We start from the raw sequence: 15594 nt of genomic DNA on the forward strand, positions 1-15594 counted from the left end.
TGTAAGATTTTTATTTATTTCCTGTAACTGCAATTCCTTCAATAAATTGTTTTTGCAAAATCATAAATAAAATAAGCATTGGTAAAATTGCTAAAAATGATCCTGCCATTAATACTGGATAATTGGTTAAATATTGTCCTTGCAATGAAGACAAACCGACGGACAATGTCATTGATTCTGGTGAGCTATTAACAATCATTGGCCACATTAATTCATTCCAGCTCCATAGCGTTGTAAATATACCTAAAGCAACTAAACCTGGCTTTGCTAAAGGAAGCATGATTTTCCAATAAATTTGGAAATGATTACAGCCATCTAATCTAGCTGCTTCTTCTAATTCCTTTGGTAACCCCATAAAAAACTGTCTTAAAAGGAATGTACCAAATGCGCTAAATAGACCTGGAACTACTACTGCTTGTAAAGTATTTAACCAGCCTAATTTCACCATGATCATATATTGTGGCAACAAAAAGACTTGTCCTGGTACCATTAAAACCGATAAAGCTATTAAAAAAAGAATATTTCTTCCCGGAAATTCAATTCTCGCAAATGCGTATGCAGCTAAAGAACATAATAATAATTGGCCAATAGTACGAATCACTGTAATGATTAGCGTGTTAAACATAAATTTAAAGAATGGTAGTAAATCAAAAACATCTTTATAATTCACCCACTGAAAATGCTTTGGAACAATAACAGGTGGAACATGAATCGACTCAGCATAAGTTTTTAATGAAGTTAGTAACATCCATATAAAAGGGAAGACCATCGCCAAGGCGCCGACAATTAGAATTAAATGAATTAAGATGGTTTTACTTGTGATCTGATGTCTTGCTTTCTCCAATGGTTACTCCTCCTTCAATCATAATGAACCCATTTCTTTTGTAAAACCATTTGAATCGCTGTAATGATTAAAATAATGATTAATAGTAAAACTGCAATTGCGGCAGCATAACCTTTGTCATTTAACACGAATGCGTGCTGGTAAAACAAATATACGATTGATTGAGTACTTTCCAGTGCTGTACTGCTTTTCCCAATCATCATAAAAATTAAATCAAACACTTGGAATGCCCCAATAAAGGACATGATTGTTACGAAGAATATAACTGGGGAAAGTAAAGGTAGTGTTATTTTAAAGAAGACCCTGATTGGCCCAGCACCATCTATTTCCGCTGCTTCGTAATATGTTTTTGGGATTCCTTGAAGCCCTGAAAGAAAAATAACCATGTTGTAACCGAGACCACTCCAAATTGCTACGACAATTATTGAATACAGTGCAACTTTCGGATCACTTACCCACTGTGGACCTTTAATTCCAAAGATGGATAAAAGATAATTTAGGAGCCCATAATCAGAATTATATAGCCATCTCCAAACCATAGCGATTGCTGCTGGCATGGTAATAACAGGTAAAAAATACAATGTTCGATAAACAGATTTACCCTTAATTTTTTGGTTTAAGAGAACTGCTATCAGAATCGATAAGAAGATACCGATTGGAACTGTAAAAATGATATAAATCCCTGTATTTTTAAATGACTGCAACAGATTAGTGTCTTCTAGCATGCGTCTATAATTATCCAATCCTGTCCACTCATATTGCCCAAATGCTCCCCATTCCGTAAAACTGAAGTAAACCGTTTGGATAATTGGCCATAAGTAGAAAATTGTTAAACCAATCATTGTTGGTGCAATCATAAAATATGCCCAAAGATAATCTGATCGTTTTCTTGTCTTTGCTAAGCTTGGTATCTTTAATTTACTTTTTGATTTTATTTCAACTTGTAGAGGCATTTCCTTCACTGTATTCACTCCTTTTAAGAGAAATAAAGAGAAGAAGTGATTTATGACTTTAGAGAGCTTCTTCTCTTTATTTTTTTAGTTCTTAGCTAGTGCCTCGTCTGCTTTTTTCGTTAATTCTTTTGCAGCATCTTCAACACTTTCTTCATTACTCCATGCCTTTTTCAAGATATCTGTTTCATACTGCCAAATTTCTCCTGTATTTTTAACACTAGGTAATGGAACTGAATAGTCAACTCCATCAATAAAGGCTTGAAGATTTAAATTTGGAACAGCCTTTAGCCAAGCATCTTGTGTACCATTGTAAGCAGGGATTACTGTACCAGTTTTCGCGTATACTTCTGCTACTTCTTTAGAACCTAGGAATTGAACAAACTTCCAAGCAGCATCTTTATGCTTCGTATTTGCCGCAATTACATTTGCTAATCCATGAATAGAAACTGCACGTTGTTTTCCTTTTGGTACGACAGCTACATTTAAATTTGGATTTTTCTTATACTCAGGAACCATCCAAGGTCCATCAAACATCATTGCAATTTTTCCTGAAGAGAATAACTCTGATGGTGCTGTTTCCGTCATTTGAGCTTGTGTTGGAGACAAGCCTTCTTTTATAAAACTAATATTATATTTAAGTGCTTCAATTGCTTCAGGTTGATCAAATCCGACTGACTTGCCATCATCGGAAATAATATGTCCACCATTTTGCCAAATGAAGTCATAGTATCCGCCTTGGTTACCCATTAAAGCTGCGAAACCATAAATACCTTTTTCTTTATTTGTAAGCTTCTTTGCTACTTCTTTTAACTTATTCCAATCCCAAGTATTATCTGGGTAAGGTATACCTGCATCATCAAAAATCTTTTTGTTATACCAAAGTCCAGTTGTATCAAAGTCTTTTGGAATACCATAAAGCTTTCCGTCTACCGTATAAAGATCGACTAAAGACTTAGGATAATTGTCTAGACTATAGTTGTCCTTTGATGCTAAGTCACTAAGTGGGACAATTACTTTACCTTCCGCATATTGGACTACATGTGGTCCATTCATCCATAAAACGTCCGGTAACGCTCCTCCTGTTGCAGCTGTTTCTAGCTTTTGGAAATACTGTGCATATGGAGTAAGCTCCGTTTTTACTTTAATATTAGGGTACTTTTCATTAAATAATTTTATAATTTCATCAACCGCGGGAACTTGCTTCTTATCCCAAAAACCGTAAGTAATTTCAACCTTTCCATCTTTTGCATCCCCCGATGTGTCATTACTACCACATCCAGCTAATCCTAGTAAGCCTAAAGCCAAGGTTAGTAGCAAAACAAGCCACTTTTTCATCCCATTCCCCTTCTTTCTCTTAAAAGTATAATAGCCTTTCAATCGAGTGGTTTAATCTAGTTGTTGTCATGATGTTATTACCAGTTAACATGTAAAGGCTTACAAAAAATGTTTAATTTTCTAATATAAAAGTTTCATCACCCCTATTTCACTTTCAAAAAACCATTTAGTAATGATGTCATTACCAGTTGTAAGTAGTATATCACCTCTTTTTTAAATCCTGAACACTTTTTTTCAATTTTTCAAAAAATTTAAATCGACATGATTCCTCAAATTATTCATTATTCAGCTCTTATCCACTTATTCCCTGTCACAGCAAAAAGAACCTTCAATAAAACGTCAATTTGAAGGTTCTATACTTTATTATGTTATTTATAAAAATCAACTATAAGCTAGCTCTTTTTCATTTAATCCAAGCGTTTTTGAAGTTGAAGCTTGAATTTCCTCTAAAAGTTCTGGATGTTCTTCTAAAGATAAACCAAATGAAGGAATCATTTCTCTAATCTTTGGAGCCCACTCCATCATATGCCCAGGGAAGCATTTTTCTAATACTTCAAGCATTACATGAACAGCTGTTGAAGCACCTGGAGATGCTCCAAGTAATGCCGCGATCGATCCATCAGCTGCACTAACTACTTCAGTACCAAATTGAAGCGTTCCTTTTCCAGCTGGCGTGTCTTTAATAACTTGTACACGTTGACCAGCAACTACGATATCCCAATCCTCACTCTTAGCATTCGGAATAAATTCACGTAATTCTTCCATACGTTTTTCATTCGATAATAAGACTTGTTGAATTAAATATTTAGTTAATGCCATCTCTTTTACGCCTGCCGCTAACATAGTCATGACGTTATTAGGTTTTACAGAACTAATCAGATCCATATTTGAACCTGTTTTTAAGAACTTTGGTGAAAACCCAGCAAAAGGTCCAAATAATAATGACTTTTGGTTATCGATATATCTTGTATCAAGATGCGGAACAGACATTGGTGGTGCACCAACTTTAGCTTTTCCGTAGACTTTTGCATGGTGTTGTTTTGCAACTTCCGGATTTTTACATACTAAGAATAGTCCACTTACAGGGAACCCCCCAATATGTTTTGACTCAGGGATACCAGTTTTTTGTAGTAAAGGTAGACTAGCTCCTCCGCTTCCGATAAATACGAATTTTGCAATGTGGGAATCAATATTGCCAGTACTCATATTATACACTTTTACTTCCCACCCGCCGTCACTAGTGCGTTTAATGTCCTCAACACTATGTCGATAGTTTATCTCTACATTATTTCTCTCTAAGTGCTCAAACATCATACGTGTTAAAGCTCCAAAGTTTACATCCGTTCCTGAGTCTATTTTTGTTGCCGCTATTGGTTCATTAGATGTGCGCCCTTCCATGATTAGCGGAATCCATTCTTTCAGCTTTTCAGCGTCCTCTGAGTATTCCATTCCTTTAAATAGAGGATTGTTAGAAAGCGCTTCAAATCGTTTGTTTAAAAATTCCACATCTTCTTTACCTTGCACTAAACTCATATGAGGAATTGGCATGATAAAGTCTTGTGGATTACGAATTAGGTCGTTGTTTACAAGATAAGACCAAAATTGTCTTGAAAGTTGAAACTGTTCATTAATTTTTATTGCTTTGCTAATATCAATCGATCCATCAGCTTTTTCTGATGTATAGTTAAGCTCACATAATGCAGCATGTCCCGTACCTGCATTATTCCACTCATTAGAGCTTTCTTCTCCTGCTTTTTCTAATTTCTCAAATACTTTAATTTCCAATTCCGGTGCTAATTCTTTTAGTAATGATCCCAAAGTCGCGCTCATGACTCCGGCACCAATTAAGATAATGTCTGTTCTAGTTTGTCTGTTGCTCATAATAACCTTCCTTTTCCCCTTTATTTGCAAAAAAGTAGGTTTTCCTGCTTAGGTGTCACAAAAAGCAAGGCACCACCTAGGAACACACCTTTTCTGTCTCAATTATATCTTATTAATAGTATAACACATTTAAGCTACATTTTAATAATAGTATATCACTATTTAGTTATATCTAATTAATAGTATATTTCTATTATTAACTGCCCTAAAAAAATTTTTTCTTTATCTGATAATTATAAACTATTTAAACAATGTACAAAAGTTAAAAATCTATCATTAAGGTTCTTATTTTAGAAAAATAAATTCTGACTCGCTATTACTTAGTGAACCCTACCTCTATATAGTAAGCGCTTATTTTAAGTTTGTCTCGTGTGCAATATAAAATAACTGAAGGAAAGATTTGCTTATTATTTTAAAATTATTTAATTGAACCAAATTTTAGTCTAAATTTACTCCGACTTAAATGATTTATACACAAAAAAAGAGACTGCCGAGAAGATCCCGACAGCCTAGTGCGACTCCAAACAAGCACTTTAATTCCTCATTCGAAAAAATATATTTTCTAATTATTTAACGGTACTTATTTTTTCTTGAAAGATTGACGATTATACTAGTTGTTCCATTACTTTCCACTGTTACCCTTATGTTTAAACGTAACACCGATTGTATGGTTCTTTGTTATATTCGTTAATGTATACGTATTATTTGTTAGCTTTGTTTCCACTCCGTCTACTTTAAACGTATCAACCTCATAACTACCCTTATCAGGTGTAATTTTGAATGTTTGATTTGCTCCTTCATCTACATTAAGTATACCAACAGGGCTGATCGTTCCATTCCCTTCAGCTGATACTATGATAGTGTAAACGATCTTTTTGAACGTTACGTTAATCATGTGATCCTTCGTTACATTTGTAAATGTATAAGAGTTATTTGTAAGATTTGCATTCACACCATCAACAGTAAATGTAGCAACCTCATAGCCTTTATTCGGTGTAACCGTAAATGTTTGATCTTTTCCATGATTTACAGAAACATTACCGCTTGGACTGATCGTTCCATTGCTTCCAGTTGTTGCTGTTATTGTGTGTACTATTTGTTTAAACGTTACATTAATCGTGTGATCTTTTGTTACATTCGTAAATGTGTACGTATTGTTTGTTAACTGTGCATCTACACCATCTACTTTAAATGTTGCAACTTCAAAACCGTCATAAGGTGTGATCGTAAATGTTTGGTTTGTTCCGTGATTTGCTGTAATTCTGCCGTTCGGACTAATCGTTCCGTTAGTTCCAGCTGTTGCCGTGATGATGTGAACGATTTGTTTGAACGTTACATTGATCGAATGATTCTTCGTTACGTTTGTAAATGTGTACTCACCATTTGTTACTGTTACTTCTTGTCCGTCAACTTTAACGCTTCCAATCTCAAAACCGGTATTCGGCGTGATTTTATACGTCTGATTAGAACCATGTTTTACCGAAACGAAGCCGTCCGGATCAATTTTTCCATTGCTGTCCGATGTTGCCGAAATCAAGTGTGACAAATCATCACTGATGATAATAGTAAATGAAGTGTCCAAATATCCAGGCGCAGAAATTGTAAACTCATAATCACCTAGGTCTTTAAATAAAGATCGATCAACAAATGTCAGTTCCTTAGCTGTAAGCGTGTACTTGCTAGAATCAACCACTTTGCCATTCAGTGAAACAACAGGTGATGCTGCAAGCCAATCTGAATCCTGATTGTAGCTAGTAGTGATTGGTGTATCTTCTTGAATATAAGCAATTTTTGATACAAACACTGGTGCATTGCTCTTAACAACTTGAGTAACCTTCATGTCTGGGTAGCAATACGCCGTAAACTTAATTTCTTTATTACCTGTCGTTGTAAATGCTGTTCCAGGAAGTGTAATTGTGATATTGCTCTTATCTGATGAGATTGTCGCATCAGATTTTACTGATACTCCTTCTACTGTAATATCACCAGAAACTGCTTTAGCTGCATTTGCCCATCTCATATTTTCAGTATTATTAGGTACTGTCATAATCACTGGTTTATTAACGCCACTTAGCGTCACGCTCGGTGTTGGTGCCGTTCTTTGAGCAAATGGTTGAGCGATTGTGATTGGCGTAAAGTAAGGTGATATGAACTTAACGTTCTTATTACCTGCAACAGTATTAGATTGTGTTGCATTTCCATCAATCGTTACTGATCCTGTACCATTTTTTACAGATGTTGTGACATAAGGTTTTACTGATGTAACCGATGATAACTGAATAGTGACATCACCGTTATCTACCGATTGATCTGACGTTGGTGCAAGTAAAATTGAACTTCTCCATAACGGATTATCATCCCCATTAATAGAGTAAGAAATGGTATCACCAAACTGAGGTGTTCCTGTAGTTGACGAAAGTGTAATGACAGGTGCAGTTTGTGGTGTAACAGTTGTATTTACATTAACGTCAGCATAACCCGGAGCTGAAACAACTAAGCTCCTTGAAACTGCTGCGCCACCATTTGTTCTTACTAAATCATATGGAATCGTTAAAGTTCCTGCTGTTTCATCAATCACAGCCTTAGTTTTAATCGAATTTCCGCTAAATTTAATATCGCCGCTAGCCTTCATAACAGCTATCCAATCAGATGCAGTTGCACCTGGGTTAAATTTCATTACAAGGTCTTTGCCAGCATAAATCGTTCCTGCCGGACTTGTAAGTGTTACCCCTTGTTTGTATAAAGGTTGATCAACAGACGCAGTTTGGTAATTTGATGCGATAATATTGATTTTTATACTACCTGGAGCAGTGATTAGCGCTTCATCAATCTTAATTGGTGTTCCAGGAGCACCTACTGTAATTTTATTCGCTTCAAAATCTGCTCTATTAATTGTAGTACCGCCAATTTGAATGGCTGTAATCGCATCTCTCCACGCTTGTGTATCGTTTGTAGCTCCAACTCCAATCGAAATTGGATTTGAATTGCTATCATTAAAATATCGATTTGCTTCGGCAGTCAACGTTGGTGCTGAGAACGCATTAATTCTTTGTGTGAATGAATACGAATCATAATTGTCAGCTGCGATTGTAATCTTCCAATCTGCACTACCCGACGATGGCGTCGAGAAAACACCTGCCGGGATCGTAAAGTTAAATGTTGTTGCGTTTGCTGGCGTCAATTGGTTAAATAGTCCTGCCAATTCAGTTCCTGTATAGTTTTTAACAACATTATTATTTGGGGCAGTTACTGTTATTGAATTAATATTTGGCTGCCAAATATCACGATAGTGCGCAGCTGTTGAACCTGTCGTATCTGATCGAGTGTATGTCAACGCTTTTCCAATTGTTGCAACGTTGTTTGGTGATAAAAGTGAAAAGCTAGTTCCTCCACCATTTTGCATTTTAAATTTTAAAGAGCGATCCATATAACCCGGAGCCTTGAACACGATTGTGTGGACTCCTGCTTTTTTGAACAATGATGGATCAAATTCATATTGTCCTTTTCCATTTACAACTTTTCCGATAATTGAATTTGATGAAACACCATTATATACATTCGTAGTTGCTTTTCGGTCGACTCCATCAATTAGAATTTGTCCACCTGCACCGTCTATAGCAGCTCTCCAAGCTGTATCTTCAATTTGCGTAAGTGTCGTAGCCCCAGTTACAACGTCTGGTGTTTTGTAGCCAACAGAAAATAGTTGAAACGGATTAACTTTTCCATAATATACAAAAGCGTTGCTATCACTTGTTTTAATATATGGCACTGGTTTTACAACAGTGTTAAAAGCAGTAAGATCTGAACCGCTTGGTAAAGTGCCAAATCCAGTAATTGTTATTGCTTTACTTGTAGTTAAAACGATTTTTCCGTCTAAAGTTGATGCATTTGGTGCAGTCGTATTGTATTTTCCAAAGTTTTTGATGATGTATTCAAAGTCGTTATAATCAATTGTACCGTCGAAGTTTAAATCAGCATTTCTTGTGTAAGCTGATGATGTGTCAACAAAGCTATTGTAAGCTGCGCTTTCAGCTTCAATGTCTCTCATATCGATTACATCGTCACCATTCACGTCACCTGCAAGCATGATTGCATTCGGAACAGAATAATTTCCTCCTGCTGCGTAATTATATTGTCCTGCAGAATTAACAGCTAATGTACCATAATATGTTAAATGACCTGGCATTTTCATTGTAAAGTTATATGGTTTATCTCCTGCTTGCATAGGAAGGTCAGTTGTGAATAAACCAGACTGAATAATCCCTGGATTTGCACTTGAAGCGCCGGCTGTAGTATCCTGAACTATTGACAATTTAGAAGTAATACCACCCGCATTAGGATCTTCAAACTTAACTTCAACACCCGAACCATCAGCTGTTATTGGCGTTGATCTACCGAATGTATTAGAGGTCGCATAGTTTTGGAATCCTTCCGGTCTAATACTTCCACTAATATTTGCTGAGCCTTTAATATAAAGTTTTTTATCAAGGAATGTAGGGACTCGATCCATCCCATTTTCCCCACCGTCATATGTTGTGATTTCCGGGATATTCGCAGATCCTTGAAGCCATAATGTATCTAATCCAGCATCATTTGTCACTTTGTATTTAATATCAAGAAGAGGCATTTCTTGGGCAACACCTCCGCTCATTGTGTCTGCTGTATTTAATACACCTTGAGCTTGTAAATCTTTTGGAAGATTGAAATTGAATATAAAATCTCCATTTACATCTGTGTCTTGATGAATCCAAGACTTGTCAGCTGTAATACCCTTTGTTGCTAAAAAGGCTTTATATTCTGGACTGAAATCGATATCCTTAATATCAGCAAAATAAAGGCTATCAATATAAAACTTTGCTCCTACAAGCTTTTTCGGATACTTAATAGATAATGTTGATTTAAAATTATCTCCTTTAGAGACTAATGTTTTATCAACAAGGAAGTTAGGGTCTACTCCATTTAATGTAGTTGAACCAGGTGAATCAAGTCGTGCAAATCGATTTACTACATACTCATTACCTTTTTTAACAAAATAATAAAATTGCCCTTGCGTTTCAAGATTACCTGCAAACGAGTAATCTTCAGGATAAATTCTGAACTGTGTACCGTAATTTTCTTTTAATGGGTCAGCATCAGTATTCACAAGGTCTTCTTTGCTAATTCCAAATCTAAATTGTCCATCACCACTAGGGGTAAGGAAGTAGTTGACGTACGGTGCTGAGTTTGAATCACCAAGCATTCCGTCAATTCTACCTAAAGATTGACTTACATTTGTATCAGTATCATAGTTCGGCGGTGCAGGAACTTGCGTTTCATGCCCTACGTTTTTCATATAATCAACATTTGAATCGTAAGCTTTTCCTGAGAACCATTTTAGAGCTCCATCAGTCATAGGAGCGTTTGGATCAATCTCATAAATCCCTGGTTCACTACCTTTATCCATTTGTACTGTTGGTGCAGTGTTATCAACATAAACTGTGCCGTTTTTTTCATATAACTGACCATTAGAAGCGTCTAAAGCACGAGCTTGTATTGTATAACCACCTTCTCCAACTTGCTTTTGAGTTGATTGTTGTTGTGTCAGTTTAACTGATAAATTAGGATCATCCTTGGAAATTGGATCTTTATAAGGGTAATAACTACCATTAATTAATAACGGTGCATAAACCAAATTACCAAGAGTAAAAGCAGAAAGATTAAATGTAGCAATATATCCTATATATTTACTTCCTGTTAGATCCATAAGATAAAGCTTAAAGCCAAATGAAGGATCCAGTGTGCTTTTCACTCGAACCTCTGCCCAAGATTGAGGAGTAACAGCAAATGTATTAGGATTAAAGTTTTTATCACCACTTAGCGTAAAAGCTTTTCTTTGGATTCTAAAATCTAGTCCTCTACTTTGAACGTTAATAGCAAGAGGCATACGGTAAGTTTCATTAGGATTAGCTGGATTAACAAAGTTAATATATGCCTCGTAATATCCACTTGCAGCTGAAGTAGGAGCAGTAAATTTTACTGTTAGATGAATTGTTCCTCCTGCTGGAACTGTAATTGACTTTAATTCAGTCTCAGGGGATGCTGCATTACTTATGCTAATTTTAGCACCTTGTTCTACCCCATCTTGTCCATTTGTCATAAACGCATCCTTAAAGAAAGCGCTCGATCCGTCGAAGGTCTTAGCAGCATTCCCGTTATTCGTAATATACAAATCGCCTGTTTTCGTAATAGAACCATCTACTGAACGAGCTGTATAACCAAACGAGAATGAACCTGTTGTATTTGCTATGTTAATAATATTTGAACTTGATGAATCGTCAGTTGATGAGCGTGATTGAATAAAATCCTTTACCTTAAATTGCATATCAGAATGCACTGCCTGATATGGATCGGCTTTACCAGAGCCGATTTGGAATAAACTTTTTTGTGAGTCTATTGCATCAGCAGTTTGCATCAATGCTACTTTGACGTCCTCAGGCTTATAGTTTGGATGAGCTGATAAAATCAATGCTGCCATACCAGCAACATGAGGAGTAGCCATTGATGTACCTGACATTGATTGATAAGTATAAGAATAATCTTTGTTAGCTGGTTCCCATATATCATAAGGAGCTGTTGAGAAAATATCTACACCTGGGGCAACAACATCAGGTTTAATTGCTAATGAGCCTGTAACAGGACCGGTAGAACTAAAACTAGCAAGTGAATTCCCTGGCATTGTGTAATTTCCAGCATTCGATACAGATATTTTCTTAATCGTACCGGCCTTAAAAGCATTATAGAATTTTGTTCCATCGTTCTTGCCTATTTGCAAAGTGTAAACCGTACTACCCTTAGAACCAAAATAAAATGGATAATACCCTTGATCATCAAATAGAAGATTAGGATTGTCTGATGGATTCCACAAAATCATGGCCTTAGCATGTTCATTAGTCGCGTACATCATTAACTGGTCCATAGATGCAGCACCGCGCTTAACAATAACAACCTTATCTTTCACATCAATATTTTTATTACGAAGATCATCGTACCAAGCAGGTGTGCCGTATCCGGCGTCTACGATATCATACTGAGTCGTTCCACTAAGCTTTGAATCCGATTCCGTGAAATCCTTTCCGATTAAACGAGTATTTGTAATCGCAAATGAATCTTCCCCCGATGCTCCAAATGAATGGATGTCAAACGTTGGAACTTGGGTAGGTGTAGCAATTGCGCCGACAGTTATTGCCTTTGCTGCAGCCCCCGGAGTTCCCACTGTTCCAGCACCCGGACCAGAATTACCAGCAGCGATAACCGCAGTTACTCCAAGGTCAGAAATATTGTTAATTGCAACAGCATTAGGAGACAATGAATCATTATAAGATGCACCAAGTGATAAGTTAATTACTTTACACCCATCCTTATAAGATTGCTCAATCCCTGCCATAACTGCCTCATCTGTACCACCGTGAGGACCTAATACACGGTAAGCATATAACTGAACTTCAGGAGCAACTCCTCTAACTGCATAAGGAGAACTATTTCTTGATTGACCTGCAATTGTTCCAGCTACGTGAGTTCCATGAGATGTAATATATCCATGGTAATCTGTTGGAAAGTTTGGATCTTGTTGATTAGATGGAAGTGAATCATTGGCATTTTTTGCAGCCAACCAGTCAGAATATACCGTTTCCATCGGGTCGTTGTCATTGTCTACAAAATCCTTACCACCTTGATATTCACCAGCAATATCTGGATGATTATAGTCAAGACCTGTGTCAATAACACCGACTTTTACGCCTTTCCCTGTGATGTTTTCATTTTGTAGATCATGTATTTTCAACCAATCAAGAACTGCCGTTTCACCAGATTGTGGGCCTTCTGGACCTGGAGGTGGAACAGTCCCAGACTGCGTATTAACTGTTTTTTCTGAAACGGAAGAGTTCTCTGAAGTACTACTTGCTGATTGTATGTTAGAACGATTTGAACGAATAACAGGTAATACATTTGGATTTGTTTTTTGATCAGAAACCTTTCCGTCACCTGTTACGCTCGCTGGAATATCGTTTGACTGAGAAGCTGGAATTGGAGCATATTTGACATTTTGATAGACACTCTTTACGTAAGGTAATGCCAATAGATCATTAAGTGAACTTTTAGGAATTTTGACAGCTAACCCGTTAAATACTTGAGTATACTCTCTTCCTATATGAATAGCGCTAGAGGATTCGCCTGTAGCTTTCAATTTTTTAGATTCGTTGCTAACGAAGCTCTTAAAGTCACTGTGTGTTTGATTTACTTCTGTTTGAGCACTTTCTAACGTAACAGCCGGCGTGCTTTCTTGATTAACAGACAGTTTTCCAGAAGATGCACTCTTCTGTTGATTTTGCATTTGAATTGGGGCTGGATCAACATTGAATTGAATAATTAAATCTAGTTGGTCCGAAGAATTTAATAGCTTCGGATCAAATTGAAGCTTCTCTAAATATAAATTTTGCAATTGTTGTGCTTGAGTCAAGTCAAGTTTGCTATTACTGTCTAACTGAACAGTTTGGCCATTACTTGCAGATGTTCCACCTGACATGGCATAAGCCTGAGCTGTGTAGCCTAGCAGTGTTGAAGTTGCAAGAAACGTTGACATGACCATCTTTTTCATTTTACGATGGCTCATACCTTTCTCATTTCCCTTCTTTAATTTAATAAATAGAGCAAAAGCCTATTTCCCCCTAACCATTTTCCCCCTTTAATGACAGAATTTTAATAGTCTTTAAAATTTTGCGACAATTTAACCGCCATTCTTCATTATAAGTTGGGTTGTAGGAACAGTAAATTGGGGAATTTTAGCGTAAGATGAAGAAAAATTTTTGTCATATTTTGTTAAATATTTGGAGCAATATTCTTTTTTCATTGTTTTATATGCATATTTTATAGAAATGGATTTGGGGGAATTTGCAACTTGTCATTCTACAAATTTTGGCAATTTTAAATTTTTGGGATAAATTAGTAATTCTTAATCCTTTTTTAGTGATTCCATATCTACTTAAGAACATAAAAAAAGACCTCTCAATTCTTTGAGAGACCCTTTCTACAATCTAATCCGATCTATTTTTTAATTTCCTGGATAAATTTCCAAGTTTGTCCTTTATCATTTGACTGATAAAGTTCGCTACTATTACCATTATAATCGCCATCTGAACCTTGACCAACCAACATACTTAAAACTCCATCCATCTCATAAGGCATACTCGGAGTATCAAAAGGTTTAATAATCTGTCCATTATTCAACTTTACTTCGTGAGGTGTATAGTTTACTTTTTTAAAAGTTTTGCCCCCGTCATCTGTGCGGTATAAGGCTCCTTCATTACCTGAAGGGTTAACTGCTCCTAAAAATCCGAGTTTGTCGTCCAAAAAGACGATACCTGAAGCTCCACCAACTGTTCCGCTGTACGGGTCATCATTTATGACCGTCCATGTATTTCCACCATCAGTAGTTTTGCTTAATGAATAAAATGTGCTTCCTAATGCTTTATCTGCAACATTTAGTTTATAACCTACTTCTTTAGATAGAAAGAATTGTTCCTTTGTATTAGTTTGCTCGTTTTTCTTCTCATCTGAAGTAGCTTGATTTGGAGTAGTAGATGGTTTGCTCCAATTTGGATCACCTATTAAGTTATATCTAGCCGGAGTGATTACTTTATCCATTCCATGGACAAATAAGGATACTGTATAGCCAATTATTTCAGTACTTGCTGTTTCAGGACTATATTCTCTTCCATCCTTATCAATATTAATGATTCCATTTGTATTGTAACCCCAATTTCTTTTACCGTAATAGATCAATCCATACTGATTTCCATTCCATTTGCTAACTGCTTTTTTAATTGGAACCACATTAACGGTTTCAATTAAAGGTTCTAACAGTTTATCGTCATTATAATTAGGAGCGGCATACCCGTGTAAATATAATGTAATATTTTCTGACTTATTTTTATCATAAGTTATTAGAAAGCTTTCTTCTTTTCCATTGTTATTCTTCCCATAAACAAATGTATCAAAGGATGTAATCGTTCCATCTGAATTAAATTTAAGGGAGAAATTTTTTTCCATATATAGTTTTTGGGGCAATGTATACTTATTATTTATATCTTCAAAAATGCCCTCAACGCCATATTGATATATATTGTTATGCTGAAATTTAATTGATCTTTGATTTTTTAGTCGTTCTATATACCACGCAAGTTTACCGCCAAAATTTGTCGCACTTTTATATATGTTCGCTCCGTAAAATAATGTAATTGCAACAAACAAGACAATCGAAATGATTTTCCATGCTTTTAAATCCGTTAGTTTATTCGGTTTACGCTCGCTACTTTTTATAACTATTATTATGGTAAATAAAATGACCAATATTAATAGGGCTACGCTTACTAATAAAATAGGTAGATTTTTATCGATACTTCCATACTTGCATATTGAAGCTAACTTTATTCCAAAAATCCAGTATCCAATTAAGAAAATCGGATTTGTTAATAATGATTTAAGTATTCTTTTTACATTTCCCCTCAATCTATAGATCCCCCCTAATTGAATTTGTCGTTCTATTCA

General features: G+C 35.9%; 6 protein-coding genes. All 6 read right to left on the reverse strand.

Annotated features, from left to right (window positions below; all coding sequences use genetic code 11):
• Window positions 1–10 precede the first annotated feature (10 nt).
• The 6 genes from ACFVR2_RS14265 to ACFVR2_RS14290 all read right to left on the reverse strand — a co-directional run bounded on the left by ACFVR2_RS14265 (window position 11) and on the right by ACFVR2_RS14290 (window position 15579).
• Window positions 11–769: a carbohydrate ABC transporter permease gene (locus ACFVR2_RS14265; RefSeq protein ID WP_082459363.1), complete on the reverse strand. Its 759-nt coding sequence runs from the start codon at window positions 767–769 to the stop codon at window positions 11–13.
• 89 nt (window positions 770–858) lie between these two features.
• Window positions 859–1797: a carbohydrate ABC transporter permease gene (locus tag ACFVR2_RS14270; RefSeq protein WP_387362821.1), complete on the reverse strand. Its 939-nt coding sequence runs from the start codon at window positions 1795–1797 to the stop codon at window positions 859–861.
• Window positions 1798–1881: 84 nt separating this feature from the next.
• Window positions 1882–3132 carry an ABC transporter substrate-binding protein gene (locus ACFVR2_RS14275; protein ID WP_387362703.1) on the reverse strand — a complete coding sequence of 417 codons (1251 nt, stop codon included), beginning with the start codon at window positions 3130–3132 and terminating at the stop codon, window positions 1882–1884.
• A 381-nt stretch (window positions 3133–3513) separates the two neighbouring features.
• Window positions 3514–5013: a malate:quinone oxidoreductase gene (locus ACFVR2_RS14280; RefSeq protein WP_387362705.1), complete on the reverse strand. Its 1500-nt coding sequence runs from the start codon at window positions 5011–5013 to the stop codon at window positions 3514–3516.
• A gap of 622 nt (window positions 5014–5635) precedes the next feature.
• Window positions 5636–13660: a S8 family serine peptidase gene (locus tag ACFVR2_RS14285; protein WP_387362707.1), complete on the reverse strand. Its 8025-nt coding sequence runs from the start codon at window positions 13658–13660 to the stop codon at window positions 5636–5638.
• Window positions 13661–14091: 431 nt separating this feature from the next.
• On the reverse strand, window positions 14092–15579 hold the full coding sequence (locus ACFVR2_RS14290; protein ID WP_387362823.1) for a WD40/YVTN/BNR-like repeat-containing protein: 1488 nt from the start codon (window positions 15577–15579) through the stop codon (window positions 14092–14094).
• Window positions 15580–15594 lie beyond the last annotated feature (15 nt).

Origin of the sequence: Gottfriedia sp. NPDC057991 (assembly GCF_042886615.1) — a bacterium.
Classification (GTDB): domain Bacteria; phylum Bacillota; class Bacilli; order Bacillales; family Bacillaceae_G; genus Gottfriedia.

Excerpts from the sequence above, each read along its gene's own strand:
- ACFVR2_RS14265 (WP_082459363.1), bottom strand. The coding sequence starts at position 769 with ATGGTCTTCCCTTTTATATGGATGTTACTAACTTCATTAAAAACTTAT.
- ACFVR2_RS14270 (WP_387362821.1), bottom strand. The coding sequence starts at position 1,797 with ATGCCTCTACAAGTTGAAATAAAATCAAAAAGTAAATTAAAGATACCA.
- ACFVR2_RS14275 (WP_387362703.1), bottom strand. The coding sequence starts at position 3,132 with ATGAAAAAGTGGCTTGTTTTGCTACTAACCTTGGCTTTAGGCTTACTA.
- ACFVR2_RS14280 (WP_387362705.1), bottom strand. The coding sequence starts at position 5,013 with ATGAGCAACAGACAAACTAGAACAGACATTATCTTAATTGGTGCCGGA.
- ACFVR2_RS14285 (WP_387362707.1), bottom strand. The coding sequence starts at position 13,660 with ATGAGCCATCGTAAAATGAAAAAGATGGTCATGTCAACGTTTCTTGCA.